General features: G+C 71.5%; 30 protein-coding genes. 10 read left to right on the top strand and 20 right to left on the bottom strand.

Annotated elements, in window-relative coordinates; genetic code table 11:
- Positions 1 to 12 precede the first annotated feature (12 nt).
- From FHX81_RS28165 to FHX81_RS28150, 4 genes are read left to right on the top strand one after another with little or no spacing between them, the layout of a single operon-like run.
- Positions 13 to 879 carry an alpha/beta fold hydrolase gene (locus FHX81_RS28165; RefSeq protein ID WP_141981055.1) on the top strand — a complete coding sequence of 289 codons (867 nt, stop codon included), beginning with the start codon at positions 13 to 15 and terminating at the stop codon, positions 877 to 879.
- A gap of 10 nt (positions 880 to 889) precedes the next feature.
- On the top strand, positions 890 to 2,074 hold the full coding sequence (locus FHX81_RS28160) for a PQQ-dependent sugar dehydrogenase (protein WP_141981054.1): 1,185 nt from the start codon (positions 890 to 892) through the stop codon (positions 2,072 to 2,074).
- 58 nt (positions 2,075 to 2,132) lie between these two features.
- Positions 2,133 to 3,041, top strand: a complete 909-nt coding sequence (locus tag FHX81_RS28155; protein WP_141981053.1) for a hypothetical protein — start codon at positions 2,133 to 2,135, stop codon at positions 3,039 to 3,041.
- Positions 3,038 to 3,424, top strand: coding sequence for a GntR family transcriptional regulator (locus tag FHX81_RS28150; RefSeq protein WP_141981052.1), 387 nt, complete (start codon positions 3,038 to 3,040; stop codon positions 3,422 to 3,424). Before FHX81_RS28155 ends, FHX81_RS28150 begins: the two co-directional genes overlap by 4 nt.
- On the opposite strand, the gene FHX81_RS28145 is transcribed toward FHX81_RS28150, so the two are convergent.
- The 7 genes from FHX81_RS28145 to gatC all read right to left on the bottom strand — a co-directional run bounded on the left by FHX81_RS28145 (position 3,394) and on the right by gatC (position 12,932).
- Complete coding sequence (locus tag FHX81_RS28145) at positions 3,394 to 5,865, bottom strand: M14 family zinc carboxypeptidase (protein WP_425473848.1); 2,472 nt, start codon at positions 5,863 to 5,865, stop codon at positions 3,394 to 3,396. The two genes, FHX81_RS28150 and FHX81_RS28145, sit on opposite strands and share 31 nt — an antisense overlap.
- 103 nt (positions 5,866 to 5,968) lie before the next feature.
- A complete protein-coding gene (locus FHX81_RS28140) occupies positions 5,969 to 8,524 on the bottom strand; it encodes a CHAT domain-containing protein (protein WP_342787234.1) in 2,556 nt (851 codons plus the stop codon).
- A 152-nt stretch (positions 8,525 to 8,676) separates the two neighbouring features.
- Positions 8,677 to 8,958, bottom strand: a complete 282-nt coding sequence (locus FHX81_RS28135) for a hypothetical protein (RefSeq protein ID WP_141981050.1) — start codon at positions 8,956 to 8,958, stop codon at positions 8,677 to 8,679.
- A 458-nt stretch (positions 8,959 to 9,416) separates the two neighbouring features.
- Entirely contained in the window at positions 9,417 to 10,919 is a 1,503-nt protein-coding gene (gene gatB / locus FHX81_RS28130) for an Asp-tRNA(Asn)/Glu-tRNA(Gln) amidotransferase subunit GatB (RefSeq protein WP_141981049.1), read from the bottom strand.
- Entirely contained in the window at positions 10,916 to 11,122 is a 207-nt protein-coding gene (locus tag FHX81_RS28125) for a hypothetical protein (protein ID WP_246108006.1), read from the bottom strand. Before FHX81_RS28125 ends, gatB begins: the two co-directional genes overlap by 4 nt.
- On the bottom strand, positions 11,119 to 12,636 hold the full coding sequence (gene gatA / locus FHX81_RS28120; protein WP_141981047.1) for an Asp-tRNA(Asn)/Glu-tRNA(Gln) amidotransferase subunit GatA: 1,518 nt from the start codon (positions 12,634 to 12,636) through the stop codon (positions 11,119 to 11,121). Before gatA ends, FHX81_RS28125 begins: the two co-directional genes overlap by 4 nt.
- Positions 12,633 to 12,932, bottom strand: coding sequence for an Asp-tRNA(Asn)/Glu-tRNA(Gln) amidotransferase subunit GatC (gene gatC, locus FHX81_RS28115; protein WP_015104569.1), 300 nt, complete (start codon positions 12,930 to 12,932; stop codon positions 12,633 to 12,635). The genes gatA and gatC overlap by 4 nt, the downstream gene beginning before the upstream one ends.
- A gap of 224 nt (positions 12,933 to 13,156) precedes the next feature.
- Between gatC and FHX81_RS28110 the strand changes: the two genes are divergently transcribed.
- Positions 13,157 to 13,810 carry an ACT domain-containing protein gene (locus FHX81_RS28110; protein ID WP_141981046.1) on the top strand — a complete coding sequence of 218 codons (654 nt, stop codon included), beginning with the start codon at positions 13,157 to 13,159 and terminating at the stop codon, positions 13,808 to 13,810.
- Between the two features lie 362 nt (positions 13,811 to 14,172).
- On the opposite strand, the gene FHX81_RS28105 is transcribed toward FHX81_RS28110, so the two are convergent.
- The 9 genes from FHX81_RS28105 to FHX81_RS28065 form a co-directional block, all read right to left on the bottom strand.
- Entirely contained in the window at positions 14,173 to 14,388 is a 216-nt protein-coding gene (locus FHX81_RS28105) for a hypothetical protein (RefSeq protein ID WP_141981045.1), read from the bottom strand.
- A gap of 93 nt (positions 14,389 to 14,481) precedes the next feature.
- A complete protein-coding gene (locus FHX81_RS28100) occupies positions 14,482 to 15,273 on the bottom strand; it encodes a tetratricopeptide repeat protein (RefSeq protein ID WP_141981044.1) in 792 nt (263 codons plus the stop codon).
- Positions 15,242 to 15,529: a transcriptional regulator gene (locus FHX81_RS28095; RefSeq protein ID WP_141981043.1), complete on the bottom strand. Its 288-nt coding sequence runs from the start codon at positions 15,527 to 15,529 to the stop codon at positions 15,242 to 15,244. The genes FHX81_RS28100 and FHX81_RS28095 overlap by 32 nt, the downstream gene beginning before the upstream one ends.
- 54 nt (positions 15,530 to 15,583) lie before the next feature.
- The gene (locus tag FHX81_RS28090) at positions 15,584 to 15,964 is read right to left on the bottom strand and encodes a hypothetical protein (protein WP_246108005.1); all 381 of its coding nucleotides are present in this window, start codon (positions 15,962 to 15,964) and stop codon (positions 15,584 to 15,586) included.
- A 239-nt stretch (positions 15,965 to 16,203) separates the two neighbouring features.
- Positions 16,204 to 17,466 carry a helix-turn-helix domain-containing protein gene (locus FHX81_RS28085; RefSeq protein WP_141981042.1) on the bottom strand — a complete coding sequence of 421 codons (1,263 nt, stop codon included), beginning with the start codon at positions 17,464 to 17,466 and terminating at the stop codon, positions 16,204 to 16,206.
- Positions 17,467 to 17,576: 110 nt separating this feature from the next.
- Positions 17,577 to 18,224, bottom strand: coding sequence for a phosphatase PAP2 family protein (locus tag FHX81_RS28080; protein ID WP_141981041.1), 648 nt, complete (start codon positions 18,222 to 18,224; stop codon positions 17,577 to 17,579).
- Positions 18,208 to 19,359, bottom strand: coding sequence for an MAB_1171c family putative transporter (locus tag FHX81_RS28075; protein ID WP_141981040.1), 1,152 nt, complete (start codon positions 19,357 to 19,359; stop codon positions 18,208 to 18,210). The genes FHX81_RS28080 and FHX81_RS28075 overlap by 17 nt, the downstream gene beginning before the upstream one ends.
- A gap of 3 nt (positions 19,360 to 19,362) precedes the next feature.
- On the bottom strand, positions 19,363 to 19,767 hold the full coding sequence (locus FHX81_RS28070; RefSeq protein WP_211363585.1) for an ImmA/IrrE family metallo-endopeptidase: 405 nt from the start codon (positions 19,765 to 19,767) through the stop codon (positions 19,363 to 19,365).
- 154 nt (positions 19,768 to 19,921) lie between these two features.
- Positions 19,922 to 20,383, bottom strand: a complete 462-nt coding sequence (locus tag FHX81_RS28065) for a hypothetical protein (RefSeq protein WP_141981038.1) — start codon at positions 20,381 to 20,383, stop codon at positions 19,922 to 19,924.
- 338 nt (positions 20,384 to 20,721) lie between these two features.
- On the opposite strand from FHX81_RS28065, the gene FHX81_RS28060 reads away from it, so the two are divergent.
- From FHX81_RS28060 to FHX81_RS28040, 5 genes are all read left to right on the top strand, one after another.
- Complete coding sequence (locus tag FHX81_RS28060; protein ID WP_141981037.1) at positions 20,722 to 21,081, top strand: hypothetical protein; 360 nt, start codon at positions 20,722 to 20,724, stop codon at positions 21,079 to 21,081.
- Positions 21,078 to 21,560, top strand: a complete 483-nt coding sequence (locus tag FHX81_RS28055) for a hypothetical protein (protein ID WP_141981036.1) — start codon at positions 21,078 to 21,080, stop codon at positions 21,558 to 21,560. The genes FHX81_RS28060 and FHX81_RS28055 overlap by 4 nt, the downstream gene beginning before the upstream one ends.
- 84 nt (positions 21,561 to 21,644) lie before the next feature.
- Positions 21,645 to 22,877, top strand: coding sequence for a hypothetical protein (locus FHX81_RS28050; protein WP_141981035.1), 1,233 nt, complete (start codon positions 21,645 to 21,647; stop codon positions 22,875 to 22,877).
- Entirely contained in the window at positions 22,874 to 23,464 is a 591-nt protein-coding gene (locus tag FHX81_RS28045; protein WP_141981034.1) for a zinc finger domain-containing protein, read from the top strand. Before FHX81_RS28050 ends, FHX81_RS28045 begins: the two co-directional genes overlap by 4 nt.
- On the top strand, positions 23,461 to 24,234 hold the full coding sequence (locus tag FHX81_RS28040; RefSeq protein ID WP_141981033.1) for a DUF7341 domain-containing protein: 774 nt from the start codon (positions 23,461 to 23,463) through the stop codon (positions 24,232 to 24,234). Before FHX81_RS28045 ends, FHX81_RS28040 begins: the two co-directional genes overlap by 4 nt.
- 233 nt (positions 24,235 to 24,467) lie before the next feature.
- Here FHX81_RS28040 and FHX81_RS28035 read toward each other — a convergent pair whose 3' ends face one another.
- From FHX81_RS28035 to FHX81_RS28020, 4 genes are all read right to left on the bottom strand, one after another.
- The gene (locus FHX81_RS28035; protein WP_141981032.1) at positions 24,468 to 24,797 is read right to left on the bottom strand and encodes a hypothetical protein; all 330 of its coding nucleotides are present in this window, start codon (positions 24,795 to 24,797) and stop codon (positions 24,468 to 24,470) included.
- Positions 24,798 to 25,010: 213 nt separating this feature from the next.
- A complete protein-coding gene (locus tag FHX81_RS28030) occupies positions 25,011 to 25,397 on the bottom strand; it encodes a hypothetical protein (protein WP_141981031.1) in 387 nt (128 codons plus the stop codon).
- 2 nt (positions 25,398 to 25,399) lie between these two features.
- A complete protein-coding gene (locus tag FHX81_RS28025) occupies positions 25,400 to 26,119 on the bottom strand; it encodes a hypothetical protein (RefSeq protein ID WP_141981030.1) in 720 nt (239 codons plus the stop codon).
- A gap of 65 nt (positions 26,120 to 26,184) precedes the next feature.
- Entirely contained in the window at positions 26,185 to 26,607 is a 423-nt protein-coding gene (locus FHX81_RS28020) for a hypothetical protein (protein WP_141981029.1), read from the bottom strand.

Raw genomic sequence — 26,607 nt, 5'->3', positions numbered from 1 at the left:
ACACTGGCCGCCATGCGGGAGCACGACGTCTTCTCCGCCGACGGGACGCGGATCAGGTTGTGGCGCACCGACGCCGACGGACCGGACGTGCTGCTCAGCCCCGGGCTCGGCGCGGTGCCCGAGCTGTGGCCGGACCTGCCGTCGGCCCGCGTGCACAGCTGGCACCACCGCGGCACGCTGGACTCCGACCGGCCCGCCGACCCGGCCCGCGTCGAGCCGGCCGACCACGTCGCCGACGCGCTGGCCGTGCTGGACGACGGCGGCGTCGAGCGGTGCGTGGTGGTGGGCTGGTCGATGGGCGTCACGGTGGCCGCCGAGCTGGCGTTGCGCCACCCCGACCGGGTCAGCGGCCTGATGCTGGTCACGGGTGCGCCGGGGGACGCGTTCGCGGGCGCGCTGGGCTTCCCCGGCGTGCCGGCGCCGGTGCGGCGGCTGATCGGCGTGGGCGGGGTGACGGCGTTGAAGGCGGCCGGGCCGCTGCTGGACGCCGTGCTGCACCGCGTGCCGGTGCCGGACGTCGGCGGGGTGCTCGGCTCGCTGCGCCGCTGCCTGCGGCACGACTGGGGCTGGTACTTCACGCTCGCGCTGGCCCTGGGCCGCGCGCCCCGGCTCGACCTGGCCGGCGTGACGTGCCCCACCACCGTGCTCGCGGGCCGCTACGACTTCCTCGCCCGCTCGGACGACGTGCTGGGCCCGGTCGCGGCGCTGCCGCAGGCCAGGGTGCGGGTGCTGCCGAACACGCACTTCCTGCCGTTGGAGGACCCGAGGGTGGTGGTCGAGGAGCTGGAGCTGCTGCTCGACCGCGCGGACGCCGTGCGCCGGGCCGTGCACGAGGACGTGGAAGGGCCGCTCACCCCGCGTTCACGGCCGCGCGCCTAACCTGGAACCCGTGTCACGACTGCGTGGAGTGCTGATCGGCTCGGCCCTCGGCCTGCTGGCCGCGGGCTGCGCGAGCTTCCCCGAGCAGCCGCCACCGGCCGGGTGGAGCGCGGCCCAGCAGCTGACCCCGCAGGCCGGGCCGGTGCCCGAGCTGCCCGGTGAGCTGCCCAAGGGCCCCGCGCAGGGCCAGCAGCCCGGCCAGCAGCCGACGCCCGTGCCGCCGCCGCAGGGCTGCAAGGACTTCAACCCGGCCGTGGTCGGCACGTGCCTGAACCCGATCTCCGGCGTGGCGCTGACCGACGTCAACCAGACCACCGGCGCGGTGACGGCGCTGGCCACCGAGCGCGCCACCGGGCGGTTGCTGCGGGTGACCAAGGACGTCGACCCGGTCGAGGTGGCGAAGTTCGACGTCGACCCCGCCGGTGACGGCGGGCTCACCGGGCTGACCCTGTCGCCGACCTACGCCGAGGACCAGTTGGTCTTCGTGTACGTGACCACGGCGACGGACAACCGGGTGCTGCGGCTCGCGCCGGGTGACGTGCCGAAGCCGGTGCTCACCGGCATCCCGAAGGGCCCGACCGGCAACCGGGGCGTGCTGGCGTACGACCGCACCGGCGCGCTGCTGGTGGCCACCGGTGACGGCGGCAACCCGGCCGCGGCGGCCGACCAGGGCTCGTTGGCCGGGAAGGTGCTGCGGATCGACGCCAACGGCCAGCCGGCGCCGGGCAACCCCGCGGCGGGCTCGCGGGTGCTGGCGAGCGGCCTGAAGTCGCCCGCCGGGTTGTGCGTGTCCGGCGACGGCGCGAAGACGTGGGTGACGGACGCGGGCGCGACCACCGACCTGCTGTACCGGGTGGAGGCGGGCAAGGCGCTGGGCGATCCGGCCTGGTCGTGGCCCGAGCGGCCGGGTGTGGCGGGCTGCGCGTCGTTCTCGAACCAGGTGATGGTGGCCACGAGCGCCACCCCCGGCGTGCTCAACCTGCCGATGAACCCGGACGGCAGCTTCACCGGCAAGCCCGAGGCGGGCATGACCGGCGAGGAGGGCTTCGGCCGGATCGGCCCGCTGGTGATGCTGGACGACACGACCGCGCTGGCCGGCACGGTGAACAAGGACCCGGGCGGCGCGCCGGTGTCCAGCGACGACCGCGTGGTGATCATCGTGCGCGACGCGGGCAACGTGGGCGGCAAGGACTGACCGGTTGACGGCCGTGCGACTCTTTGTGTCAAGGGGATGACACAAAGGGGGCGGTGTCGTGGCGACGGTGCTCGGGTGGGGCTTGGCCGGTCTCGTCGTGCTGGCCGTGCTGTGGCCGACCGCGGCCTCCGGGCGGCGGTTCCTGCGGCGCTGGGGCGTGCCGGAGCCGGATGACGCGCAGGTCGCCCGCGCGGTCGGGTACCTGCGGGACCGGCGGTTGCTCTACCCGGTGCTGTTCCTGCTCGTGCCGGTCGCGGCCCGCGCGCTCGACGTCGCGCGCGACGGCTCCCCCGCGCTGCACCACCTCGCGGCGCTGCTCCTCGCGTTGGCCGTGGCCGAGGCCGCGGCGGCGCTGCGTCCCGCGCGCGGCACGCGGACCGCGACCCTGACCCGCCGGCACTGGCGCGACCTGGTGCCGGCCGGGGCGCTCGGGGCCCTGCTGGCACTGGGCGGGGTGGCCGCCGCGCTGGCCGCCGCGGGTCTGGCCGCCCAACCGTGGGCGGCACGGGTCGCCGCCGCCGTACCGGACGGCGGGGTGTGGCGCTCGCCGGACGGCCGGGTGGTGGCGACCGTGTCGGAGCAGCACTACGCGCAGGTGCACCGGCCGGTGAGCCTGCTCGTCCTGGTCGGCGTGGCGGCCGGCCTGGTCGCCGTGCTGGGCGTGGTGCGGCTCGCGGTGCGCCGCCGGTCGGTGCCCGACCCGCCGGTGGACCTCGCGCTGCGCCGGCGCAGCGCCCGGGTCGCGGTGGGCATCGGCCTCGCCTGGATGGCGTCGATGGTGCTGGTGGCGAACAACCGGCTCGCGTTCCTGCGCGCCGTCGACCTCCCGTGGGCCGCGTCGCCGCCGGTGCCGCCGTGGCTGGAGCACACCTCGACCGCCGGGTTCGTCGGGCTCGTGGCGCTCCTCGTGGGCGCGGTCGGCTGGGTGCTGGTGGCGAACCCGCCCCGCCGGTGGTCGGCCGCGTGACCCGGGTCCTGGTCGACCCCGACAGCGGCGTGGCCCCGTGGCGCCAGGTGCGGGACCAGCTCGTGCACCTGATCCGGGTCGGCGAGCTGGCGGTCGGCGCGCCGCTGCCGTCGATCCGGCAGCTCGCGCGGGACCTGGGGTTGTCCGTGGGCACGGTGGCGCGGGTGTACCGCGAGCTGGAAGCCGCCGGGGTGCTGCGCACGGCCCGCCGCAACGGCACGGTCGTCGCGGCGGTGCCCAGCGGCGGCGGGAGCGCCGCCACCGCGCTCGCCGAGGCCGCCGCCGGGTACGTCGCGTCCGCCAGGGCGCTCGGCGCCGACCCGCACGACGCCGTGCAGGCCGTGCTGCGCGCCTACCGCGACGAGGAGCCGGCGGTGCGGTAGATGGCGTCCGCCACCTGCGCGTACAAGCCCTTCGGGTGGTCGCGGAACAGCGGTTCGGTGCCGAACAGGACCGCCCGCGCGCCCCGCGGCGACGTGCCCGCCACGACCGCCGCCTGCCCGACCGCCTCCGCGCCGCCGCCGGTCCCGTCGGGGCGGGTCGACCAGTGCCCGGCGACCAGGCCCTGGTAGCGCTGCCGCGCCGTCACGCCCGGCCCGAGGTCGGTGAACCAGTACGGCGCGTACACGAACGAGTGGTCGACCACACCCGCCTCGTCCACCACCGACACGACGCCGTTCGCGTCCTCCCGGCCCGCCACCGCGCGCACCGGCAGCAGCCCGGTGTCGGCGTTGAACCGCGCGCCCGTCGCGCCGCGCGTCACCACGCCGCCGCGCGCCAGGAACGCGTCCACCCCGGCCCTGGCCGGCGCGCCGAGCTGGTCGTAGCGCAGCCCCGACGACACCAGCAGCACGTCCACCTCGGCCAGGTCGAACCCGGCGTCCACCGTTGCCGTCGACACCGGCCGCACGTCGAAACCCATGTCCCGCAACGCCTTCAGCTCGTCCGCCGCGACCGCGCCCGCCACCGTCGGCCGCCGCAGCGGCACGCCGCCCGGCTTCGCCGCGGTGAACCGCGCCCCGTACCGGTCCGCCACCTCCTCGGCCGCCGAGCGCGCCGACGCGGGCGCCACGATCGTGCCGTCGTCCTGCCTGCGCAGCTCGACGCCCCGGGCGAGCAGGTCGTTCACCGCCGCCGCGTCCTTGCCGTCGGCTAGCACGAGCGCCAGGTCGCTGCCCACCGGCGCGTCCAGCGACCCGGTGGGCGACGCCGCCGCCACGGCACGCCCGCGCACGTCCACCCGCCCGTGCCGCACCACGTCCACCGAAGCGCCCCACAGCAGCCGGTGGCTCCAGCCGCTGATGTCGTACATGACCGGCACCCGGTCGGAGATGTCCCGGCCCGCCTCCAGCATCACGTTCGCCAGGGCCCGCTTCGGCTGGTGCATGTCCACCACGTACGACCCGGCCGGGTACGCGCGGCCACCCAGCGCGAACGCCCGGTCGGCCCGCTTCACCCGCACGTCGTGCGCCACCAGGTGGTCGACCAGCCGCGCGGCGGCCTGCCCGGACCGCTGCCCGTCACCCACCGGTATGACGTAGGCGCGCGGGAACTCGGTGGTGTAGCGGTCCTCGGGGCCGAAGCCCGGCACGAAGCCGTCCGGCACGAACCGCTGCGGCTCGCCCGCGAGGCCCCGGCGGAACATCTCGATCTGGTTGTCCACCATCGCGGCCCGGTGCTCGTCCACGTACGCGAGCGCGCTGCGGATCGTCGCCTCGACCACGTCGGTGTTGATCGCCGAACGCCGCCGCAACTCCGTCACCGGCTGTGTCGTGTAGTCGCCCCGGTTCACGCGCATGGGGATCTCGATCGTGTAGGACACCGCGCCGTGGTACATCGAGTACTGGGCGGTGTAGATCGGCGCCCAGCCGTCCCACACGCCCGGCTCGTAGTCGCGGAACGGGATCTCCGGCGTGGCCGCCTCCGGGTGGCCGAGCCCCCGCACGGCCTCCTCCATCCGCAGGCCGCCCGCGTAGCCGTGCTCGACGTAGAGGTCGAAGTCGTAGTTCTGGCCGTGCGGCGGGGTGGTCGGCTCGATCAGCGTGTTGGCCACGTACCCGTGCTCGTCGAGCACCAGCAGCGGCTGGGTGCGCCGGACCACGTCCCGCATCGCCCGCGACTCCGGCTGCGACGAGGTGACGAAGTCGCGGTTGAGGTCGAACCCGGCCGCGTTGGCGCGGGTGCCGGCCACCCGCCCGTCCGGGTTCGCGGTCAGGTTCACGTACACCCGGTGCCGGCGCAGGAAGTCCCGCGCGCCCGGGTCGAAGGCCAGGTCCTCGATCACGCGCAACGCGCCGTCGGTGCCCTCCCACTCGTCGCCGTGGATGTTGGCGTTGATCCACACCGGCGCCTTGTAGCCGCTGCGCAGGAACACGTCCCGGGCGGCGGAGACCGGGTCGTTCTCGATCTCGTCCCGCCACGCCTCCTGCCTGCGGGTCTCGGCCGGGCTCTCCGGCGCGGTGAGCGTGACCAGGTAGAGGTCGCGGCCCGCCGTGGAGCGGCCGACGACCTCGACCGACACCCGGTCGCTGCGCCGTTGCAGGTCGTTCAGGCGCGGCGCGAGCGCGTGGTAGGGCGCGAGGCCGAGCTTGATCGCCCGGTCGGACGGGTCCTCCGGGTAGGCGCGCAGCACGGTGCGACGCGGGTAGCCGGGGTTGGCGTCGGGCCAGTTGTCGCCGCGCGCCGCGGTGGCCAGGGGCGGCGGGTCGACGGCCGCGATCTGGTTGCGCTCCGGGCCGTTGCCCGGCTCGTGCGCCCGGCCGACCGCGGGCGCGGCGGTCGCGGGGGTGGTCATCGTGGCCAACAACAACACCGTGAGCGTCAACCAGCGCACCGGGCCCCCCAGGGGTGATCGCCGAAGAACTCCTCCACCCTGACTAGTGGGTGCGGGCGATCCCGGTCAACCGGTCGAACGGCTGGTCAGGACGTCATCCCGAACCCAGGCACACGAACGGGCGACGCAGCGGGTCCACCGCGACCGCCTCGGCCAACGCCACGGCGGGCGACGCGCCGCCCGCGAGGTTGCGGTGGAAGTCGGCCATCGCCGCAGCCGACGGCTCGTCGCCCACCCGGCTGGACGCGGCGATCACCGTCCGCGCGCCGCCGGCCAGCAGCGCGCCCGCGAACCCCAGCGGCTCGTCACCGGGTCGCACCCGGTTGAGCGCCAGTTCGCACGCGGCCAGCACGACCCGGTGCGGTGGCCGGCGCACCCGGCCGACCTCGTGCGCGAACATCGCGCCGTCCACCAGCTCCAGCCGGGAGAACAGCGCGTTCTCCGGCTCGTGCTCGCCGTGCGCGGCGATGTGCGCCAGCTCCACCCCGTCCAACGCCTCCAGCACCGCGCCGACCTTGGCCTCGCCCACACCGAGCAGCTTCGCGTCGCCGTGGTAGCCCGCGAGCCGGTCGATCTCGCCCTGCGCGGCCTGCAACCCCGGGCCGCGCACCAGCAGCACGCCGTCGACCCCGTCGCGTTCCCGCCCGATCGCCGACACCCAGGCGGTGGCCGACGGCACCGCCGTCGTGGGCCGGTTCGCGCAGGTCGGCAGCACACCCCACGGCACCACGTACAGCGCGCCGGTCGGCACCACGACCAGCGAACGGTCGCCGATCATCGGGGCCAGCGGGCGCAGCAGCAACCGGTCCAGCTTCTCCGCCTCGCGGCGGGCGGACGCCGAGATGACCCCCGACAGCGCGGGCGGCAGGTGGTCGGGCGCGAGCGCGTTCAGGTCGGCGTGCAGCCGGCGGGCACCCTCGGTGGCCTCGCTCGCCGAGCCGAGGCGCACCATGCGCACCCGGTCGCCCGCGAACACCACGGCGATCAGCTCGTCACCGGACACGGCGAAGCTCACCAGCGCGCGGCCGGCCAGCCTGGCCAGCACCTCGTCCGGCGTGACGACCGGGCGCGGGGTGCCCCACGGGCTGGCGCTCCAGCCCATCCGCGTCGCGGCGCGCTGGCTCGCCTTGAGCCGCGACTCCAGCTCCCCGGTCGGCAGCCCGTCGAGCCGGGCCCGCAGCAGCGCGCGGCTCAACGTGCGCACCTCGGCGATCCGCTCGCCCAGCTCCGAGTCCACAGCGGACTCCGCCGGGTCGTACCGGTACAACTGGGCCCTCGTGCGCTCCAGCCAGGTGAACAGCCGCTTGGCGTTGGCCGCCGAGTCACGGCCGTCCAGCACCAGCCGCACGGCGAGTTCGCCCAGCTCACGGCCGTGCACGGCGGTGCCGGACACCAGTTCCAGCCCGCCGAGCCGGTCCCGCATCCGGCCGAGCTCGGCGAGGCCCGCCTTCGCCTGCGCCAACGCCACCCGCTGGTTGCCGCGGGCCAGCGCCAGCTCCGCCCGGCACAGCCGCAGCAGCATCCGGTGGTCGATCGGGGCGATCCGGCGCGACTTGGGCACGGACCGCAGCAGCTCCGCGCCGCGGTCCGGGTCGCCGCGGCGGATCTCCAGCCGGGCGGCCAGGACCAGCGCGAACGCGGCCTGGTCCAGCAGCTTCAGCCCGGCCAGCTCGGCGGCCAGCTCGACCGCGCGCCGCACCACCGCGGCGATCGGCCGCCGGGAGTCGAGCACGCGCACCGCGTCCACCCGCAGCGCGATCAGCCCCGCCACCGCCGCCCACGCCGGGCTGCCTCGCCGCACCAGCTTGCGCTGCGCCGAGGTCGCCATCCGCCGGGCCAGCGAGAGGTCGCCGTCCTGCAACGCGGCCGCCGCGCGGAACAGCTCGGCCTCGGCGACGTCCTGCCCGATGCGCTGGCGGCGCAGCTCCGGCAGCACCTCGTCCAGCAGCCGGCCCGCCTCGTCGGCCAGGCCGACGCTGATCATCGCCTCGGCCTGGTCGATGCGCAGCCGCAGCAGCAGACCGGGTTCGAGGTCCTGGAACGCCCGGTTGGCCTCGTGGTAGTGGCGCAGGGCGGCCGGGATGTCGCCCGCCCGCTGCACCGCGTTGCCCAGCGCGTGCTTGGCGATCGCGGCGCGCAGCGGCAGGTCGTGGGCGTCGGCCAGCTCGACCGCGCGGTTCAGGTCGCGCACGGCCTTGTCCTGGCGGTGCACCTCGCCGTACGCGTTGCCCCGGTTGGACAGGGCCAGCGCGAGCAGGTCGACGGCTTCGGGGTCGGCGTGCGCGGGCAGCCGCCGCTCGCTGCGCTCGATCTCCCGGTCCAGTTGGGCGATGCCCTCGTCGATGCGGCCGACCCGGCACAGCAGGGCGGCGCGGTTGAGGTTGACCAGGGTGGACAGGTGGGCCCGCAGCGCCTCGTCGCGCAGGCCGGCGAGCTCGGCGTCGACGCCCGCGAGCTGGGTGAGGCCGTCGTCCACCTTGCCGGTCTCGGCGAGGCAGAACGCCAGCGTGTTGCGCAGCCGGGTGCGGACCTCGAGCCGTTCCTGCGGGTTGATGCCCGGGGTCTCCAGCAGCGCCAGGCCCCGGCGCATCAGCCGGATCGCGGCCGGGTGGCGGTCGGCGGTGGCCGCGTCGCGGGCGCTGCGGTGCAACTGCCGGGCCAGTCTGACCGCGTGATCCGGTCCGGCGGGACCACGCGTTTCGCCAGGCACGCTCATATGAGATCACAAGCGGAAGCGAAATGCCGCCGACCCGGGGGCCGGCGGCATTCGGCGTGACGTCACCGTGATTATCGGCGACCGTATTACTTCGTCTGGGTGACGGCGACCGGCTCGTCCGTGGTCGGCTTGTACGGGCCGCCGTTCGTCTCCGGGTCGCTGGTCGGCTTGTAGGGGCCGCCCATCGGCTTCAGCAGCCGCTCCACCTCGGGGTCGTCGGTGGTCGGCTTGTACGGGCCGCCGGTCGGCTCCACCCCGCCGAGGTCGACCAGGTCGGTGCTGGTCTGGCCGGTGTCGACGATGTCGTCGGCGACCGTGCCGTCGACGGTGCCGAACCGGGTGCCGAGCTTCGGGTCAGTGCGGGTCATGGCGTTGCCTCCCCTACAACGGGCCCCCTGAACGGGGCATTCGGGTGGTGGTCCAAGTCGCTTCGGTGGCCCCCCGGCCCTACCGAACGGCCCAAGCCTGACACAGATGGACGTACGTGGGGAGGAGTAAATTTACCCAGAGCTACGAAGGGGCTGGTCGCAGGCTTCGCTGACCAGCGCGGGAGGCGCGCTCCCGGAAGTGTTACCACTCGAATGGGCGAACGTGTTAACAGGCTGGAGGCACTCCGGGTCCGCAATAGGGCCGGTTCGCGCGGTCCGCCCGACGTGGAATCACCGCCCGACCATTTCCCGTTCGGCCACGGCCCGTCCCGAATTGGTGACCAACGGTGTCCGAAAGGGACCGGTCGGGAATGGACCGCACGCCCGGGGACGCACCGCCCGGGGAACGCCGGTGGGGCGGCACCGGCACGCGGCACCGCCCCACCGTCGAACGACCGCTACGAGCAGCGGGCGATGATCAGCTCGCGCACGCGCTTCGCGTCCGCCTGACCCTGCGTCGCCTTCATCACCGCGCCGACGATCGCGCCCGCCGCCGCCACCTTGCCGTCGCGGATCTTCGCCGCCACGTCCGGCTGCGCCGCCAGCGCCTCGTCCACCGCCTTCTCCAGCGCGGAGTCGTCCGAGACGACCTTCAACCCCCGCGCCTCGACCACGGCCTCCGGCTCGCCCTCGCCCTCCAGCACGCCGGTGACGACCTCGCGGGCGAGCTTGTTGGTCAGCTCACCGGCGTTCACCAGCGCGATGACCCGCGCGATCTGCGCCGGCGTGATGCCGAGCTCGGCCAGCTCGACACCGCGGGAGTTGGCCTCCTTGGTCAGGTACGCCACCCACCACGACCGGGCCTCGGCGGGCGTCGCGCCCGCGTCCACCGTGGCCGCCACCAGGTCCACCGCACCCGCGTTCACCAGGTCGCGCAGCTCGGCGTCGGTCAGCGACCACTCCTGCTGCACCCGCTTGCGGCGCTCCCACGGCAGCTCCGGCAGCGTGCCGCGCAGCTCCTCGACCCACTCGCGCGACGGCGCGATCGGGACCAGGTCGGGCTCCGGGAAGTACCGGTAATCCTCTGCGGTCTCCTTCGTCCGGCCCGACGAGGTGGACCCCGTCGACTCGTCGAAGTGCCGCGTCTCCTGCGTGATCGACCCGCCCGCCGCCAGCAGCGCCGCCTGGCGGGTCATCTCGAACCGCACCGCCCGCTCGACGCTGCGCAGCGAGTTCACGTTCTTGGTCTCGGTGCGCGTGCCGAACTCCGCCGCGCCCTTCGCCATCAGCGACACGTTCGCGTCGCAGCGCAGCGAACCCTGGTCCATCCGCACGTCCGACACGTCGAGCGCCTTCAGCAGGTCCCGCAGCGCCGTCACGTACGCCCGCGCCACCTCGGGCGCCCGCTCACCGGTGCCCGTGATCGGCTTGGTGACGATCTCGATCAGCGGCACGCCCGCGCGGTTGTAGTCCAGCAGCGAGTGCTCCGCGCCGTGGATGCGGCCGGTCGAGCCGCCGACGTGCAGCGACTTGCCGGTGTCCTCCTCCATGTGCGCGCGCTCGATCTCGACCCGGAACAGCGAGCCGTCGTCCAGCGTCACGTCGAGGAAGCCGTTGAACGCGATCGGCTCGTCGTACTGCGAGGTCTGGAAGTTCTTCGGCATGTCCGGGTAGAAGTAGTTCTTCCGGGCGAACCGGCACCACTCGGCGATCTCGCAGTTGAGCGCCAACCCGATCCGGATCGCCGACTCCACCGCCTTGCCGTTCACCGCGGGCAGCGCGCCCGGCATGCCCAGGCAGACCGGGCAGACCTGCGTGTTCGGCTCGCCGCCGAAGACGTTCGCGCACCCGCAGAACATCTTGGTGTTGGTGTGCAGCTCGACGTGCACCTCCAACCCCAGCACCGGGTCGAAGCGCTCGATGACCTCGGCGTAGTCCATCAGCTCGTGCACCGACGTCATGCCTTCCCGTCCTTCCGCAGACCCCGCACGGCCAGCGCCGCGCCGGTGATCGCCACCAGGGTGCTCGCCGCCGCGTTGACCAGGGCGAGCTTGTCCTTCTTCCCGCGAGCCGACTTCAACGTGGAGAACGCGCTGGTGGCCGCACCCGCGGCCCCGACCAGCGCGAGGACCGTCCGCGCCTTCCCCATCGGGCCGTTCTTCACCGGGAAGCACCCGCCAACTGCGGCACGCCGCTGATCACCGGCGCGCCCAGGGCGGCGTCGCGCGCCACCTCGTACGCCGCCGCCACCCGGTACATCCGGTGGTCCTGCAACGCGGGCGCCATGATCTGCAGACCCACGGGCAGGCCGTCCTCGTCGGACAGTCCGCTCGGCACGCTCATCGCGGCGTTGCCGGCCAGATTGGCCGGGATCGTGCACAGGTCGGCCTTGTACATCGCGATCGGGTCGTCCGTGCGCTCGCCGATCCGGAACGCCGTGGTCGGCGTGGTCGGCGAGACCAGCACGTCCACGGTCGCGAACGCGGCCTCGAACTCCCGGCTGATCAGCGTGCGCACCTTCTGCGCCGAGCCGTAGTACGCGTCGTAGTAGCCCGACGACAGCGCGTACGTGCCGATCATGATCCGGCGCTTGACCTCGGGGCCGAAACCGGCCTCGCGGGTCAGCGACATGACCTCCTCGGCGCTGCGGGTGCCGTCGTCGCCCACCCGGATGCCGTAGCGCATCGCGTCGAACCGGGCCAGGTTGGACGACGCCTCGCTCGGCGCGATCAGGTAGTACGCGGGCAGCGCGTAGTCGAAGCTCGGGCACGACACCTCGACGACCTCCGCGCCCAGCTGCTTGAGCTGCGCCACGGCCGCCTCGAAGCTGCGCAGCACGCCCGGCTGGTAGCCCTCGCCGCTGAACTGCGTGACCACGCCGACCCGCACGCCCGACAGGTCGCCGTTCGCGCCCTCGCGCGCCGCCGCCACCACGGGCGGGACCGGCGCGTTGATCGAGGTCGAGTCCATCGGGTCGTACCCGGCGATGACCTCGTGCAGCAGGGCCGCGTCCAGCACGGTCCGCGCGCACGGGCCCGCCTGGTCCAGCGACGACGAGAACGCCACCAGGCCGTACCGCGACACACCGCCGTAGGTCGGCTTCACGCCGACCGTGCCGGTGACCGCGCCGGGCTGGCGGATCGAGCCGCCGGTGTCCGTGCCGATCGACAGCGGCGCCTCGAACGCGGCCAGCGCCGCCGCCGAGCCACCACCCGAACCACCGGGGATGCGGTCCAGGTCCCACGGGTTGCGGGTCGGGCCGTACGCCGAGTTCTCGGTGGAGGAGCCCATCGCGAACTCGTCCATGTTGGTCTTGCCGAGGATCACCACGCCGGCTTCCTTCAGCCGGCGCGTGACCGTCGCGTCGTAGGGCGGGATCCAGCCCTCGAGGATCTTCGAGCCGACCGTGGTCGGCACGCCCTCGGTGGTGAGCACGTCCTTGAGCGCGATCGGCACGCCGGCCAGCGGGCCCACGTGGGCGCCGGCGGCGATGTCGTCGTCCACCCTGCGGGCCGCCTCCAGGGCGCCCTCGGTGTCGACGTGCAGGAACGCGTTGACCGCGCCGTCGACCTCGCCGATCCGGTCGAGGTGGGCCTGCGCGACCTCCACCGCGGAGACCTCGCGGTTCGCGATCTTGGCCGCCAGCTCGGCGGCGGTGTCGCGGATCAGGTCGGTCATGCTTCCTCCCCCAGGATGCGGGGCACGCGGAAGCGGCCGTCCTCGGCGGCGGGGGCGCCCGCGAGCGCCTGCTGCTGACCGAGGCTGGGACGCACCACGTCCTCGCGGAACACGTTGGTCAGCGGAACGGCGTGCGAAGTGGGCGGGATGTCCGCGGTGGCGATGTCGCCCACCGTGGCCACCGACTGCAGGATCACGTCCAACTGGCCGGCGAACAGGTCCAGCTCGTCGTCGGTGACGGCGAGCCTCGCCAAGCGGGCCAGGTGCGCGACCTCGTCGCGGGAGATGCTGGGCACCTCGTCAACCCCCGTGGGTCGGTTTTCGGATTTTGGACCTGCCGAGTCTATTGGCTGGTCAGGCCGACCTCCGACCGGGTTACCCGCGCTCGCGCGCGTGGGTGCGCGATTTTACCCGCGCGCAACGCGGCCGGTGGGTCGGAAAGCGAAGCTGCGTCTGCGAGAATCATCGACCGGCGAGTTTCCACCCCGCCGCTCCACCACAGCCTTTGGAGGCGTGCACCGTGTCCTTCCTGATCCGGGTCCAGCTCCCGGACCGTCCCGGCACCCTGGGCGCGGTCGCCTCCGCGCTCGGAGAGATCGGGGCCGACATCCTCAGCGTGGACGTGGTGGAGCGCGGGGCCGGCCTGGCCATCGACGACCTGGTGGTCGAGCTGCCCTCGGGGCGGCTGCCGGACGTGCTGATCACGGCCGCCGAGTCCATCGAGGGCGTCGAGGTGGACGCGGTCCGGCCGTACGCCGGCGTGCTGGACACCCACCGCGAGCTGGAGCTGGTGGAGGAGGTCGCCGAGGAGCCCGCGCACGGGCTCGCGGTGTTCACCGAGGGCGTGCCGAAGATCATCCGTGCCGGGTGGGCGGTGGTCGTGTCGTGGGACGGCAGCACCGTGCACCGCCTGACCTCGTCCTCGGCCGCGCCCGAGACCAAGCTCCAGACCCCGCCGTGGCTGCCGCTGGCCCGTGCCACCGTGCTGGACGGTGAGGACTCCTGGGTGCCCGAGACCTGGCAGGAGCTGGGCACCGAACTGGCCGCCACCCCGCTCGGCAAGCCGGACCGGGTCCTGCTGGTGGGCCGTCCGGGCGGCCCGATGTTCCGCGCCGCCGAGGTCGCCCGCCTGGCCCACCTGGCCGGCATCGTCTCCGTCGTCCTCCCCGACTGACCCGAGAGTCCTGGGTTCGCGCCGCGGGAGTCCCACGTTCGCGCACCTGAGCGTACGACTCGGGCATACCGGCGGGTATGCCCGAGCGTTGAACTCAGGGGTCCTGAACGTAGGACTCTAGTCAAGTTGTGACTTCAGCACACTCCGGCATCAGAGCCGTTCCCGCAGTTCAGAACCGGTACCGCGCACGTCGTTACCCTCGGTCGGGACTGGCTTTGCCCGGCACAGATGCTACCGAATGCGGGTCGGACTGCTGGTGTCAGCCGTGAGTTCCGGTCCTGTTGGGCAGCGGCTGTGTCGTCGAGTCCGAAGACGAGGACTGGGCTGGAGGTCATCCCTCCAGCCCGGATCCGCCCTTACGGTCAGTGCCGCTCAACCATTGCGTCGAGTACTTCTGAAGCGCTGTCGACCAGGACCTCGAGCGCGGGCTCGGCGAGGATGATCTCTAGTGCGCCGTCGGCGAAGGTCAACACCGCATCGTCGCCGACGAGTTGACACGTGACGGATCCGGAGGATCCGATGCGTGCCTTGGTGACGATGTGGGCACCGATGGAAATCTGAACTTCGTCGTCCTGCATTGCGTTGACACATCTCCCTGTGAGTTGACTTGTTGGGTTGGGTCCACAGGCGCAGCCAGAGCTGGCCTCCCGTGGCTGACAGCGGTGAACCACTCACGGCAAGTTCGGCCCGAGTCGAGAGACGCCCGCTGCGACATCTCGTAACCGCCGGGCCGTTGCGTCGTCCACCCCGACGACCGGTGCAAGAGCGCGGTTGAGTGCACGGTCGGCGGCATGATGGTTGCCGAGAAGTCGGTGTGCGCGGCTGAGCAGGGCGTGGGCCTGAGCCGCAGACACGACGTGGCCCAACTGCCTGTACGTGGTGGCCGCGCGCGTCAGGTGTTTGACGGCTGCGTCGCACCGATCGACCTCGATCATCAGGCCGCCCAGCTCATTCAGCATGCGGGCGAACCCAACGCTGTCATCGCACAGGCCGTATGTCTCCAAGGCCTCGTCCAGGCAGCCGATCACTCTGTGCATGCGCCCCTCGGCGCGGTACGTCGCGGCCAAGTCCAACAGTGCCGAGGCGATCGCATCAGGATCGTTGTCCTGAAGGCGGTGAACAGCGAGTTCGAACATCCCTTGGGCCGCGGCGAGCCGGTACAGTCCGCGGTGCCGCAACACGCCAGCGCCCAGCCGACAGGCTCGAGCCACCAGCAGCGACGTGGGCAGCACCGAGGCCACGAAGACACCGCACTCGTGCAGGCGCCGCAGCACGAGTTCGTCGACCTCGGCGGGAACCAGCGGCCAGAGTTCCACCAGCAGTTCGCACGCGTGCTCCGCACGCCCTTCCAGAGCCTGGGCGTGCACGAGGTCCAACAACTGCGTGGGTTCGTTGGCGATCCACTCGGGCAGACGTCGCGTGTTCCGGATGTCACGCAGCAGGTCGGCTACCGTGTGCTGCACGCTTCGCATCGTCATCCACACCCAGGTTCTGGTTGGATCGCACAACTTCGAACAAGTCGTCGAACTGCATCGGAGTGAGGGCCTTCAAGGCACCCGCGATGAACACCGGTCCGGGATTCAGCTCACCTGAGAGCACGCGTGCGACGGTTGACCGGTTGATCTCCATCTTCTTCGAAAGCGAGTAGTCCGATGGAAAACCTGCGAGCTTGACTGCTTTGGTAAAGACGTCATTCTTGAGTCGAACGGTGAACGGCATCGCTACCTCGCACAGTCACTGGGCGACAGCCCACGGTCGGCCTGATACACAACGTCAACCAATCTTCGGCCCTTTCCCTCTCGCCAACCGTGGAGCCAGCCGCGAACTCGGCTGCGGCAGCAACAGCAACTCCTGGACCACCTCGGCAAGCGCACCGGCGTACTCCCAGGTGATCGCATGCTCGCCGTCCAGTCGGAGCCCCAACGCATCGCCCGAGTCCTTGATTCGGATCGCGTCCGTCCACCCGGCCGGCCACTTCCGGAAGCCGTCAATCTGGCTACGACCCGGCTCGATCGGCAGGAAACGCCATCCGCCGTGGCGCAGATCCAACAAATGCTGTAGTTCTGGGTATGCGGCTACGATGGCCGCGTCAATATCACCAGGCACGATCAGGTTCACGATGTCCTCCATCGGTTTCCTGATGGTGCCGACCATGTTGCACCGGCTGACTACACAGCCGATCCGGTCGGCGGTGGGCAGCGAGAGTTTTCCTCGATCAAACCGTCGCGCCGCAATACACCGAATAGGACATCGAAGGTCCCGTACAGCGGCAGGTAAGCAGACAGTCTGACGCTGGCGCGGCGTTAACGTCACAGACGTCGGTCGAGAACGTGGGTGGCACCCCACGACAGCTTGAGCGAGAACCACGCTGGGACGCTCTCACGCCCCAGAGGTCAATCGTTCACAACGTGTGAACGTACTCCAAGCCTGTTCCCCAACGACCTTAGTTCCCATGACTGCCGGTCGGCGCGGTGATCCAACGTCATCAGCAGCTCGCGGGCCACGGGGTCGTGCCGGATGCGCTGAGGCGCGATCCGGTCGGCGGTGTCGAGGTGCCGCAAGGCGGCGGGATCCCGCGCGCCCCCTGCTTGGGCATAGGCGCGGGCCAGGTCGAAGTGCAGAGCCGCGCGCCGGTCCGCGGCGGCCAGGTCATCCGCGTAGCCGGGAGTGCTCTCGATCCGTTCGGCCTCAGCCGGACCGTCACCCGACTCGACCGCCACCGAGAGCTTCCACGCGCGGACGTTTCCTGGACCAAAGCTGAACCACAGGGTGTTGCGCTCACCGGTGCGCTCCGCCAACGCGGCAGCCTCTGCCAAGTGCGCGGACGCATCGTCCAGCCGCCCGGACTTCGCGGACATCTGCGCCACGGACAAGTGCAGCATGCCCGCAGCTTCTGCGGTAGCGGTGTCTGGTGTGGTCGGATCCGCGACGTCGACCAACTCATCCAACGCCGCCTCGGCAACCCGCTGCGCACGGTTCCTGGCACCCAACCGGCTCAGAGCACCGGTGCTCGTCATCGCGGTGAACCCCATCAGAGCTGGGGAATTGAGCCGCCGAGCCACCTCCTCGGCGCGTCCGGCTGCCGTCACCGCCAAGTCCATGTTGCCGAGACTGCGCGCAACCCCGCACGCCGCCAGACACGCTTCCGCGAGCGCTGCTTGCGCTGTTCGTCGATCAGCGCCAGTGGCGGTGACTGCGTGTACGTGCAAGTCGGTGAGCAGCGCACCAAGGCCGCGTCCGGCAGCGGCGTATCGACTGTGCGCGGTGTGCTCGTTGGCTTGCCCGGCCCAGGCCACGAGTTCGCGCAGCGGGCGAGCAGGCACATCCGGCACATCGTCCAGCGTGGCGTCGTAGAGGGCCACCGAGATGGAAGGCAACGTGGCCAGGGCCTCGGCGCTGGCACGATCCCTCGGCAAGTAGGGCTGTCCGGTGAGGTCTGCGACGGAGCAGCTCAGTGCTTGGGCGATGTCCTCCAGCAGCCCGCGCCGCTCGAACTGACGTTGTCCGTTCTCGAGCATGGACAGGTAGCTCTTGCTGATCCCGACGTGTCCGGCGACGACTTCGAGCGAAAGGCCGCGCCGCCTCCGGATCATCCGAGCGCGCGCACCGATCTCGACCGGACTGGGCTCCAGCCACCGACGGTTCATTTCGTCCATCTGGTGCACCTCCCTGCTGCTCCGAGAGTAGTCAGGTCGCGTCGTCGCACAGTCTTGGCATCACCACGGTACGCCGGACCTCGGTGCCGAGCTGATGGTCGGTCGACCTCTCACCAGGGACCAAGCGTCATCAACCAGTAGGGCAGGCCACCAACGATCAACCCGAGAACGCTGCCTGCGGTGATCTGCGCCGTGGTGTGATCTCCGAGTTCGACTCGGGACCAGCCGACCAGCACCACCGCAACGGCGACGAGCGCGAGCCAGGGGCCGTAGGCGACGGTGAGGATCACGGCAGATCCGGCGGCGACAGCGGCGTGCATGGAGATCTTCCACCCTCGGGTGCCGTTGACCGGCAGGGCGAAGGTGATGGCGACGCTGGCCACCAGCGTCGCGAACATCGCCAGCGCGAGAGCGAGCATCTGATTCGGAGCACTGCCGAGCACGAGGATGGCGATACCGAGGCCGAGCGAGGCGATGCAGGCGATGAACGGGACGACCCGGCCTTCACGGTTCGTGACGTGGTGGCTGTCCCACTTGCCGCGCCGTGCCCCTCGGACGATGACGATCATGGGGATGACCGAGCCAGTGATGCCAACGATCAGACCCCACAGCAGGGCACCGGTCACGCTGCCGGTGGCGTGCCAGCCGATCGCCAGGGGCAGGCCGAGCACCCACACCCAGGGTGCGAGTACCTCGGTGGCAAGTCGAGCCATTCGCCGGGAGGCGGTCGTGCCGGTGCTGTCAGTGGGCGTGGTCATGCTGGCTCCGGAACTCCTTGACGGTGTCGGCGACGATAGGCGAGTCGGCGAAGGCGTCGGCGATGAGGACGAGTTGGGCGACGTCGTCGGCTTCTCCGATCACGACGGGCATGGCGGTGATCGGTGGCAGGTCTCGACGCTTGGCTTCAAGGGCCACGGCGATCGTCGCGGCTTCGGCGACGGCCCGTGCTTCGGGTTCTGGCAGGCCGAGTCGTGCGGCCTGCTTCCCGGCATTGGTTGCGACCTGCGGGTCGAGGTAGGCGTGCAATGGCCCGATCAGGATGTCGCGCATCTCGGTGACGCGGATGCGCAGCCGGTCTCCACGTCTGTGGCTCGGGCTGTAGACGAGTTCGGGCGCTACCGACGTCAGCTCCGCCCAGAGTGGCTGCAATCGTGCGTGGAACCTCCGTGCCTCCCAGCGAGCACCCAGGGGTGGAACCAGGACACCCGCCATCAACAACGTGATCGCGGAGGTCACGAGCACCGTCGACTCGCTCCAGCCGTTGGCGTCCGGTTCCACTGGCACGCCGAACGCTGCGACGATTCCGAAGCCGATCCTGTGCACCACGTAGAGCAGTCCGCCGACGCTTCCCGCACCGAGCAGGCGGAGACCGACGCGGAGGTGGCGCCGGTCGATGTGACGGGCAAAGCGGGACATCAGTAGAACGTCGAGCATCGCCCAGGCGAAGTAGGCGGAGTAGACGGCGAGGTACGGGGCGACCCACCGCTGGTTGCCGTAAGCGGAGTGGACCTCGGTCAACCCCGCCTGCCACGGGCCGAGCAGGTAGAAGGTGGTCAGCGCGACGAGGGCAACCGCCAGGACGACCCGGCGACGGCGGGCTTTGGCGGCAACTCGTTCGGGGGCAGCGGTGAGGTGCAGGCAGAACATCTTGAGGTAGAACGCGGCGCCCAGGACGGCAACGTGCTGTACGAGCTGGAGCGGCAGCATGGCGAGGACTGGGTGCCACGTTCGGCCGACGACGTTCAAGTACCCGACAAGCATGCCCACGTCCAGGAGTAAGAGCGCCATGCACATGGCGCGGACTCCTGCGTTGCGGGTCTGCCGGTAGGAGGACGCCCAGAACCCGAGGGCGGTCGTCACCACGAGGACAACCGGTATGACGAAGCTAAGCACCACTCACCCCTCGAGGATCGAGCCGTAGCGCTCGATGGTGTCGGTCAACGGGCCGTCTTCTTGGCGTTCGCCTTGTTGCGCACGTAGAGGGCCGAGCCTGCGTTCGAACTCGTAGGCGAACGTCTCGGCTGCCTTCTCCTTGGCGTCGTCGTAGGTGCTGCGAAGCAGCGTGCGGACGTCTGAGTCGGCGTTCGGCGTGACGTGTCGGCACAACAGGTGGCCGACCTCGTGCAGGATCGAGTGCCGTTGGTGGCTCTCGGTCGTGTCCGTTCGGTACAGCACGTGCACGCGGGACGCAGTCGCGATGCACAAGGCCGCGGGCAACGCCTCGCCGAGCTGCCGAGCCTCGACGGCGGTCTGCGGCGGATAGGGCGCCAAGTGCACCGGAAGTCCGACGATCTCGGACACCTCTGCCACCAGGGCATCGAGGTCGAACGGGTCGGTGATCGGCAGGTTCCGAGCGATCCGGACGACCTCGCGGGGCTTTAACACGGGTCGACGGGATCGGGCGGCCCGTCTCCTGCGGAACACGGCTCGCAGCCGATGGACAGGCCCTCTTGGCTCACGACTGCGGTGTGTCGCGCACATGGTTCTGGTTCTTCTCCCACTCCGCCACCTGATCCACCACACCGGCTATCAGCGCGAGGCCGGCCTGGGTCAGGCCGTCGACACGGCGCATCAGCACGCGGGCCTGCGCCTCCTGAGTCGGGATCGCCAGGTCGCCTTCGCCCGACTTCGGAAGCGTTCCGAGTTGGGCTTCGGTGTCCCAGTACACGTCCGCGTCGAGGAAGTAAGCCGGTCGGTAGCCGAAGAACTCCGCGATGGCCTTGAGGTGGCTCACCCGTGGGTCGACCGCCTTGGACACCTGGCGGAGGTTCCACACGTGCGTCTGTGACATCTCCACGCCACGAGCGGTGCACCAGTCCGCGACCTCTTGGTTGCTGTACGGCCGACCGAGCCGCTTGCTGCCTGCCGGCACAGGCTTGCGGTGACGGTCGAACAGCGCTTCCAGGATCTCGGCCACGCTCGGCATGGTCCGGCGGTCATCCTGCGACATCGCACCCCCAAATCTTCACGAGCGTGAAGATACACGCGGAGTTCTTCATTCTGGTTGACGAATCCCCCTGATTCGACCCTATGCTCGGGCTTGATCGCAACGCCTGTGACCAAGGATCTTCACACAGGTGAAGATCCTGACCGATGGGAGGCGGTTGTCCATCAGCGCCCAATCCGCAAAATCGCGGCTTCGAAGCAGAGTGTTACACGTCGTGTGCTTAGCGTGGCGCAGATCGCACATCGCGATGTTGTCGAAGTGGCTCGCGAGCTTAGGCAGCGCCCGGACGTCGTCCGGGCTGCCAAGCCATGTCCCGAGTACGGCTGGTCGTCGAGGGGGCGGCCAACTTGATGTCGAAGACCACCACCACTCCCGCCGCGACCTCGGTCCCGGTGGACGACCTGGCAGCCCAGATCGACTGGTTGCGCTGGGTGGAAGACCAGCTCGATGAGCTGAAGAGGGTTCGAGCCGACCTGCACCGCGCGATCAAGGATCGGCTCGGTGACATGGAGGTCGGCACGGTGAACGGGATACCGGCCGTCACCTACCGCCGAGCACTACGGGTCACGTTGAGCCCGCGCCTCGTCCGCGAGCTCCACCCCGAGGTCGTGCGCAGGTGCGAGGAGATCAGCGAGGTCCGGACCTTTCTCCTGGTAGACGCGGCATGAGCGGTGCAACGCGGTCCGACCGGTCTCGGGGGGCCGGCCGGACCCGTTCCCGCCGCCGCGATCCGCAGGCGGTCGGGGATCTGACCTCCGAGATCACGAAGCACCTGGTCGGGCTGCCGCTGGACTACGGCGGCACCGTCGACCGCATCTCCGCCCTGCTTGACGCCGAGCCGCGCACAGCCGAGCACCTCGCCGCCGTGGTTGGGGTGATCGTGCAGGACGCGATGGGCGATCCGTTCCGCGAGACCAACGCCAACCGCTGGCGCGAGCACCTGCCGTCGTGGCTTCGGCCGCCGATGGTCGGCGCGACCGTGCGGCGCCTGCTGTCGGCGGGGCTGCTCGTCGGCACCGGGCGGTACGTGCGCTCCACCGACGCCCGTGGGGGCAACGGCAACAAGATGATGCCGGTCTACTCGCTCAATCTCACGGTGCTCATCGAGCACCAGGCCACTGTGCCCGATCAGGCCGCGACCGCCTGACCCACCACCAGTTGCCGTGCACTGACGCGCGGCCATGTCGTGCTGTCCACAAGACACGTTCGTTCTGTTGGGGGATGACTTTCCGTGGCGCGTGATCACGCCCGTCTGTACGTGCACATCTGGACCGACCCGGACTTCATCGAACTGTCCGCCGTCGCCAAGCTGATCTACCTCCAGTTGTTCTCGCAGCCCAAGCTGGCCTACTCCGGGGTGCTCGACCTGGCGGCCAAGCGGTGGGCGCGGGCGCACCCGGACCTGGACCTGGCGGCCGTGCGGTCGGCACTGGCCGAGCTGGATGCCGCGCGGTTCATCGTGGTCGACCAGGAGACCGAAGAAGTCCTCGTCCGGTCGTTCATCCGCCGTGACGAGCTGTGGAAGCAGCCCAACGTCCTGCGCGGGGCGCTGCGGGTGGCGTTCGAGATCGTCTCGCCGATCCTGCGCGTCGCGCTGGCCCGCGAGCTGCGCCGCCTGCCGGTGGAGGTGACCGGTCCGGCCCCGCTGGTGGCGGCCGACGAGTTGGAGGCCGGGGCGCGGGAGCTGCCCGCGTCGGTGATGGCCGCGATGGACACCCGCACGGCCCGCAAGCCGGCCACCGGCCGCGCGCCCCGCCGGGAACCGGTCGCGGACACCACGGCGAACTCCTCGGCGAACCCTTCCGGCACCCCTTCGGCGATGGGCCTGGGAGAAGGGAGTGGGGAGCGGGAGACCGGAGTAAGCCCTCTTGCGTTGAGAGATCAGAAAGTGGGTGACCCCGCGCGCACCAGCGCCCATCCCCGCCCGCGTGAGGACGAGCCCGCGGGCACCGACGCCCAGGACGCAGGGACGGAGTCCGGCTCGGCTCGGCAGGCTCGGCGCGCGGAGGCCGAGCGGCTGGTGACGGTGCACTGCCCCGCCCAGCCCCAGCGGGTGGTGGCGGCGTTGCGCGGGCAGGTGATCGGCCTGTTGCGCGAGGGCATCGAGCCCGCCGTGATCGCGGCGGGGCTGCGGGTGTGGGCGGGCAAGAGCCTGCCTCCGAGGTGGCTGCCCGAGCTGGTGGGCGAGCTGATGCGTGCCCGCCGGGTGCCCGGTGACACCGCGTCACGCCACCGGGAGCTGGCCCGTGAGTTGGCGACGGCGCAGACGTTCGAGCAGATCCGCGCCGATGCGGTGGCTGAGGATGACTGCTCGCCGCTGGGCCTGGCCGTGCGCGGGGAGCTGCCCGCGCACGCCGACGCCGCCACCCTGCAGCGGCTGCTCGACCAGGCGTTGGCCGCGACGGTCGGCACCGACACGGGCCAGTGCGCTGAGGAGGAGCACGTGGTCGGGGTGGCCGCGTGACCACCCGCCCTGCCCTGACCCGTTCGGAGGTCCGCGCGCTGCTGTGGCACTACCGCATCGCCGGGGAAGGCCAACCGATCGCCGAGGAGGTGGTGACCGCCTGGTGGCGGGAGCTGCGCGCCCACACGGCCGCGCAGTGCCACGCCGCGCTGGCCTCGATCAACCCGCAGCGGGTCCGCCACACCACCCCGGCCGAGGTGGCGACGCTCGCCGCGTCCGCCCCGGTCGACGGCGCGCCCAGCACCGCCCGCCCGCCGCTGCCCCGCACCCCGTCCGACGTGGCGCGGGAGCGGGCTCGGTTCGCCAAGGCGGGGCAGCGTGGCATCCGCGCCGTGTACGCGGCGATGGGCTGGCAACGGCACCCGGACACCGACCTCGCGGGGACGGTGGTCTGCCCGTTCTGCCGCGCCCAGACCGGCCAGGTGTGCCGGCCGCTGGTGCGCACCCGCGACGGCAAGCGCGAACAGCGTGACCCGATCACTCGGATGCACCCTTCCCGTCTCGCCAAGGCCCGCGCCGACAAGGCCGCGGGCACGACCACCCGCGGCGGGGCGAACCCGCCTGCGTCGCAAGGAGTCTCCGCATGATCGCCGCACTCGACCATGACGACCACGACCCGCACGGCGTCGCCTACGACGGGGTTGTCCCCAGGTTCGTCCACAACGGGGACAACCCCGGCCAGGAGGAGCCGCCCGCTCCGCCGACGCGGGACCAGGCCGCCGCCGCGCGCCTGGCGTGGGAGGTCGCCGTCGACCAGCTCGTGAGACCCGGCCTGTTCGTGCTGCACCGGCAGGACGACGGCCAGGAGGTGGCCGAGGTGCTGCCGCTGCTCGCCCAGGTCCACGAGGCCGTGACACCGGGCAGCAAGCGGGCGGGCGCGACCGGCAAGCTCGGCAGCCGGCCCCCGGCGAGCCTGGGCGCGCTGGAGCTGCTGGCCGAGATCCGCCACGAGGTCCGCCGCGCGTGCGTCGGCCACCGCCACCCCTACCGCACCACCAGCCTGTTGGAGGTCGTGCAGACCTGGGGTGAGCACGCCGAGGACTGGCAGCACTCCGAACCGGACTACGTGCTGTGGGCGGCCGACATCGCGAACGGCTGGGTGCGCTCGGCGCGGCTGCTGCTGGACCCGGTGCCGCGCTACCCGTTGCGCGGGCGCGCGTGCCCGGCCTGCGGGGTCGCCACGGTGCAGGTGTGGTCCGACGAGGAGATGGACTTCCTGCGCCGTCCGGCGTTGAGCATCGACGCCGAGGAGGTGGAGGCGGTGTGCGCCGGGTGCGGGCAGCGCTGGCCGTTGGACGTGTGGGCGCAGCTCGCCCAGACCCTGGACGAGCAGCTCCGCCAGGAGACCTTGGCGTGACCGGTGTCACGTGCTGGTGACGTCTGATCGGTTGACCTTCAATGGCTTCAGCGCGCATGATGGTCGGACTGGGTACACGTGTGCCCAAAAGTTTCCGTCGACGGCCCGCCCTGCACCTCGTGCGCGGCGGGTCTTTCGGCATCTCCGGGCGTCGACGGCGCCCACACCCACAGACCGGGCGTCGAGCCCTCGCGGTCGCTCCCCTCGACCGCGAGTGCTCCGCCCACCCACGTTCAGAACGGCGGTTCGGTCTCGCCGTTGCGGCGTTCGGTGATTGCCGCGCCGGGGACCAGCTGCCGCACCGGGATGGAGCCGAAGCCGAACCACGGCACGGCGAACTCCACCAGCCCGAGCCACCCACCGCGAACGCTGCGCACCCAGGCGTGCAGCTCACCCTGCACGGTGCCCGACACGGTCAGCCCCCGGTTGCGCACCTGGGCGGCGGGCGGCTTCTCCGGGCGCACCTCGTCCCGGTGGGCGTGGGCCAGGTCCACCCACACCGGCCGTGCGGGCCGGTAGGCGCGCAGCAGCTCCGGGTTGTCCTGGGCAGCCTGGTCGAACACGGGTTCGATACTGCATCCGGGTGGCCGGCAAGGGCAAACCGCCACGGTGCCCGTGAGGCTGGTACCGGCCCGTACAGCCGGTGCAACCCCCTGCCGTGCAGCCCGTGAGAGCCGCTGTCCGGCCCTGTGAGCCGTTCTCCGGGGCCGGACAAGCAAGAGGGGTGCCGGTGTGGTCACCGGCACCCCTCAACTCAGGTGGTCAACGCGCCAAGGTCAGAGCCCTGGGAACTGGCCGTGATGGTGCTCCAGGTAGCCGGTATCCGGCAGGTCGTCGGGAGCGTCCGAGTCCCCGTTGCGCCACCAGGACACTGCCCGGTCGGTCACCGCCCGGTCGCGTTCCTCCTCGGTGTCGAAGGCGGACACCTCCATGTCGCCCTCCTCGTAGATGACCAGCGCCCAGACCCGCGCCTCCTCGTTCGAGTAGAGGCCGATCATCGTCAACGGCCACCGGCCCAGGTCGAACCCGTGTGCACCCCACAGCAGGGGCACGGTCCAGCCGAACTCGCGTACCGCGTAGGTCCAGTCGTCGCCGTCGTAGAAGTCGGCGTCCTTCACCGGCAGCTTCGGCAGTTCGACCGAGTCCACGTCGAGCTTCGCCATGATCAGACCTCCCAGCCGAACAGGGTCGTGGCCACGTGCATGACCGCGTCGTGGTGCCTGCCGTTGCGCACCCGGTAGGGCGTGACGGCGATCCACTCGTTGCCCTCGAACCCGAAGTAGGTCTCGCCGATCGGGTCGTCCGCGTCGAGTCCGGCGGCCACGACCGCCCGGTCCTCCTCGCTGTCGGGAGCCAGGGTGCGCAGGGTCGTGATCACCTCGGCGCGAAGGTGGGAACGCCACGCGCTGTCGGCCAGGGTGTCGACGTACTGGCTGTGCCGGTCCTCATCGAGCAGCCCGACCACGCGTAGGCGTTCCAACTCCTTGGTCAGTCGGTCCAACGCGCTGTTGTCGGCATCGTCGCCGGGCAGCGGCCGGCACACCGGCAGGCCGATGCCGCGTGCGCCGTCGCGGTCGTCGCGCAGGTGGACGAACACCTTCGCGCCGAACGTCTCGATCAGGTACTGCTGGTTGACCACGTCGAGGTCGCTGCCGTGGGAGTCGGAGTAGCGCACCGGCAGTTCCACCAGGTCCGCTGTCCAGTCCACCGTGCGCAGGTCGTCGTAGTCGACCGTGTCGCCGTGGTCGGCGGTGACGTGCTCGCCCAGCCCTTCGCGCAGGCGCAGGAAGCGGCAGCCGTGCAGCCGCAGTACCAGGAACTCCGCGTGCAACATGCGGTCGTCGTGCTCGTGCCCGGCGTGGGCGGGGTTGACCGGTTCGGTCATCGTGTCGTGCCTTTCTGGAAGGGCCGCTCCCGGTGTTGCCACACCGGGGCGGCGGTGATCAGAACTCAGCCGTCCAGCCCGTTGACCACGGCCCACATGGGCGCGTACTCGGGCAGGTCGCGCAGCGGCGAGACGAAGTCCCGCCATCGGGTCAGGGCCTCGTGCCCGTAGGAGGTGAGCACCGGGCACCCGGTCCGCTCGTCGGTGACCACGTAGCCGTTGGCGCGGGCGACGTTCAGGACGTCGGGGTTCGCGACGCGGTGGATCGCCTCGGTCCAGCCGTAGCCCACCGACAGCGCGTGCAGTGCGCGCATCTCCGGTGCGGCCTCGGACAGGTGCTCGTGCCACGTGGCGGCCTGTGGGCTCGGTCGCGTGGCAAAGCCGGTCAGCGTCTTGGCGAACTCCTCGCGCGCGGTCTCCAGCGCGCCGTGCGCCAGGAGCGCCGCGTGCTCGTCGGGGTTGCTAGTGTGCGGCGTGTCGGGACTCAT

The sequence above is a fragment of the Saccharothrix saharensis genome (assembly GCF_006716745.1).
Classification (GTDB): Bacteria; Actinomycetota; Actinomycetes; order Mycobacteriales; family Pseudonocardiaceae; genus Actinosynnema; species Actinosynnema saharense.
This window is presented reverse-complemented; position numbering and strand designations above follow the sequence as displayed.

Excerpts from the sequence above, each read along its gene's own strand:
- FHX81_RS28165 (WP_141981055.1), top strand. The coding sequence starts at position 13 with ATGCGGGAGCACGACGTCTTCTCCGCCGACGGGACGCGGATCAGGTTG.
- FHX81_RS28135 (WP_141981050.1), bottom strand. The coding sequence starts at position 8,958 with ATGACCCGCACTGACCCGAAGCTCGGCACCCGGTTCGGCACCGTCGAC.
- gatB (WP_141981049.1), bottom strand. The coding sequence starts at position 10,919 with ATGACGTCGGTGCACGAGCTGATGGACTACGCCGAGGTCATCGAGCGC.
- gatA (WP_141981047.1), bottom strand. The coding sequence starts at position 12,636 with ATGACCGACCTGATCCGCGACACCGCCGCCGAGCTGGCGGCCAAGATC.
- FHX81_RS28105 (WP_141981045.1), bottom strand. The coding sequence starts at position 14,388 with ATGCAGGACGACGAAGTTCAGATTTCCATCGGTGCCCACATCGTCACC.
- FHX81_RS28095 (WP_141981043.1), bottom strand. The coding sequence starts at position 15,529 with ATGCCGTTCACCGTTCGACTCAAGAATGACGTCTTTACCAAAGCAGTC.
- FHX81_RS28090 (WP_246108005.1), bottom strand. The coding sequence starts at position 15,964 with ATGGTCGGCACCATCAGGAAACCGATGGAGGACATCGTGAACCTGATC.
- FHX81_RS28085 (WP_141981042.1), bottom strand. The coding sequence starts at position 17,466 with ATGGACGAAATGAACCGTCGGTGGCTGGAGCCCAGTCCGGTCGAGATC.
- FHX81_RS28080 (WP_141981041.1), bottom strand. The coding sequence starts at position 18,224 with ATGACCACGCCCACTGACAGCACCGGCACGACCGCCTCCCGGCGAATG.
- FHX81_RS28060 (WP_141981037.1), top strand. The coding sequence starts at position 20,722 with ATGTCCCGAGTACGGCTGGTCGTCGAGGGGGCGGCCAACTTGATGTCG.
- FHX81_RS28055 (WP_141981036.1), top strand. The coding sequence starts at position 21,078 with ATGAGCGGTGCAACGCGGTCCGACCGGTCTCGGGGGGCCGGCCGGACC.
- FHX81_RS28040 (WP_141981033.1), top strand. The coding sequence starts at position 23,461 with ATGATCGCCGCACTCGACCATGACGACCACGACCCGCACGGCGTCGCC.
- FHX81_RS28030 (WP_141981031.1), bottom strand. The coding sequence starts at position 25,397 with ATGGCGAAGCTCGACGTGGACTCGGTCGAACTGCCGAAGCTGCCGGTG.
- FHX81_RS28025 (WP_141981030.1), bottom strand. The coding sequence starts at position 26,119 with ATGACCGAACCGGTCAACCCCGCCCACGCCGGGCACGAGCACGACGAC.
- FHX81_RS28020 (WP_141981029.1), bottom strand. The coding sequence starts at position 26,607 with ATGAGTCCCGACACGCCGCACACTAGCAACCCCGACGAGCACGCGGCG.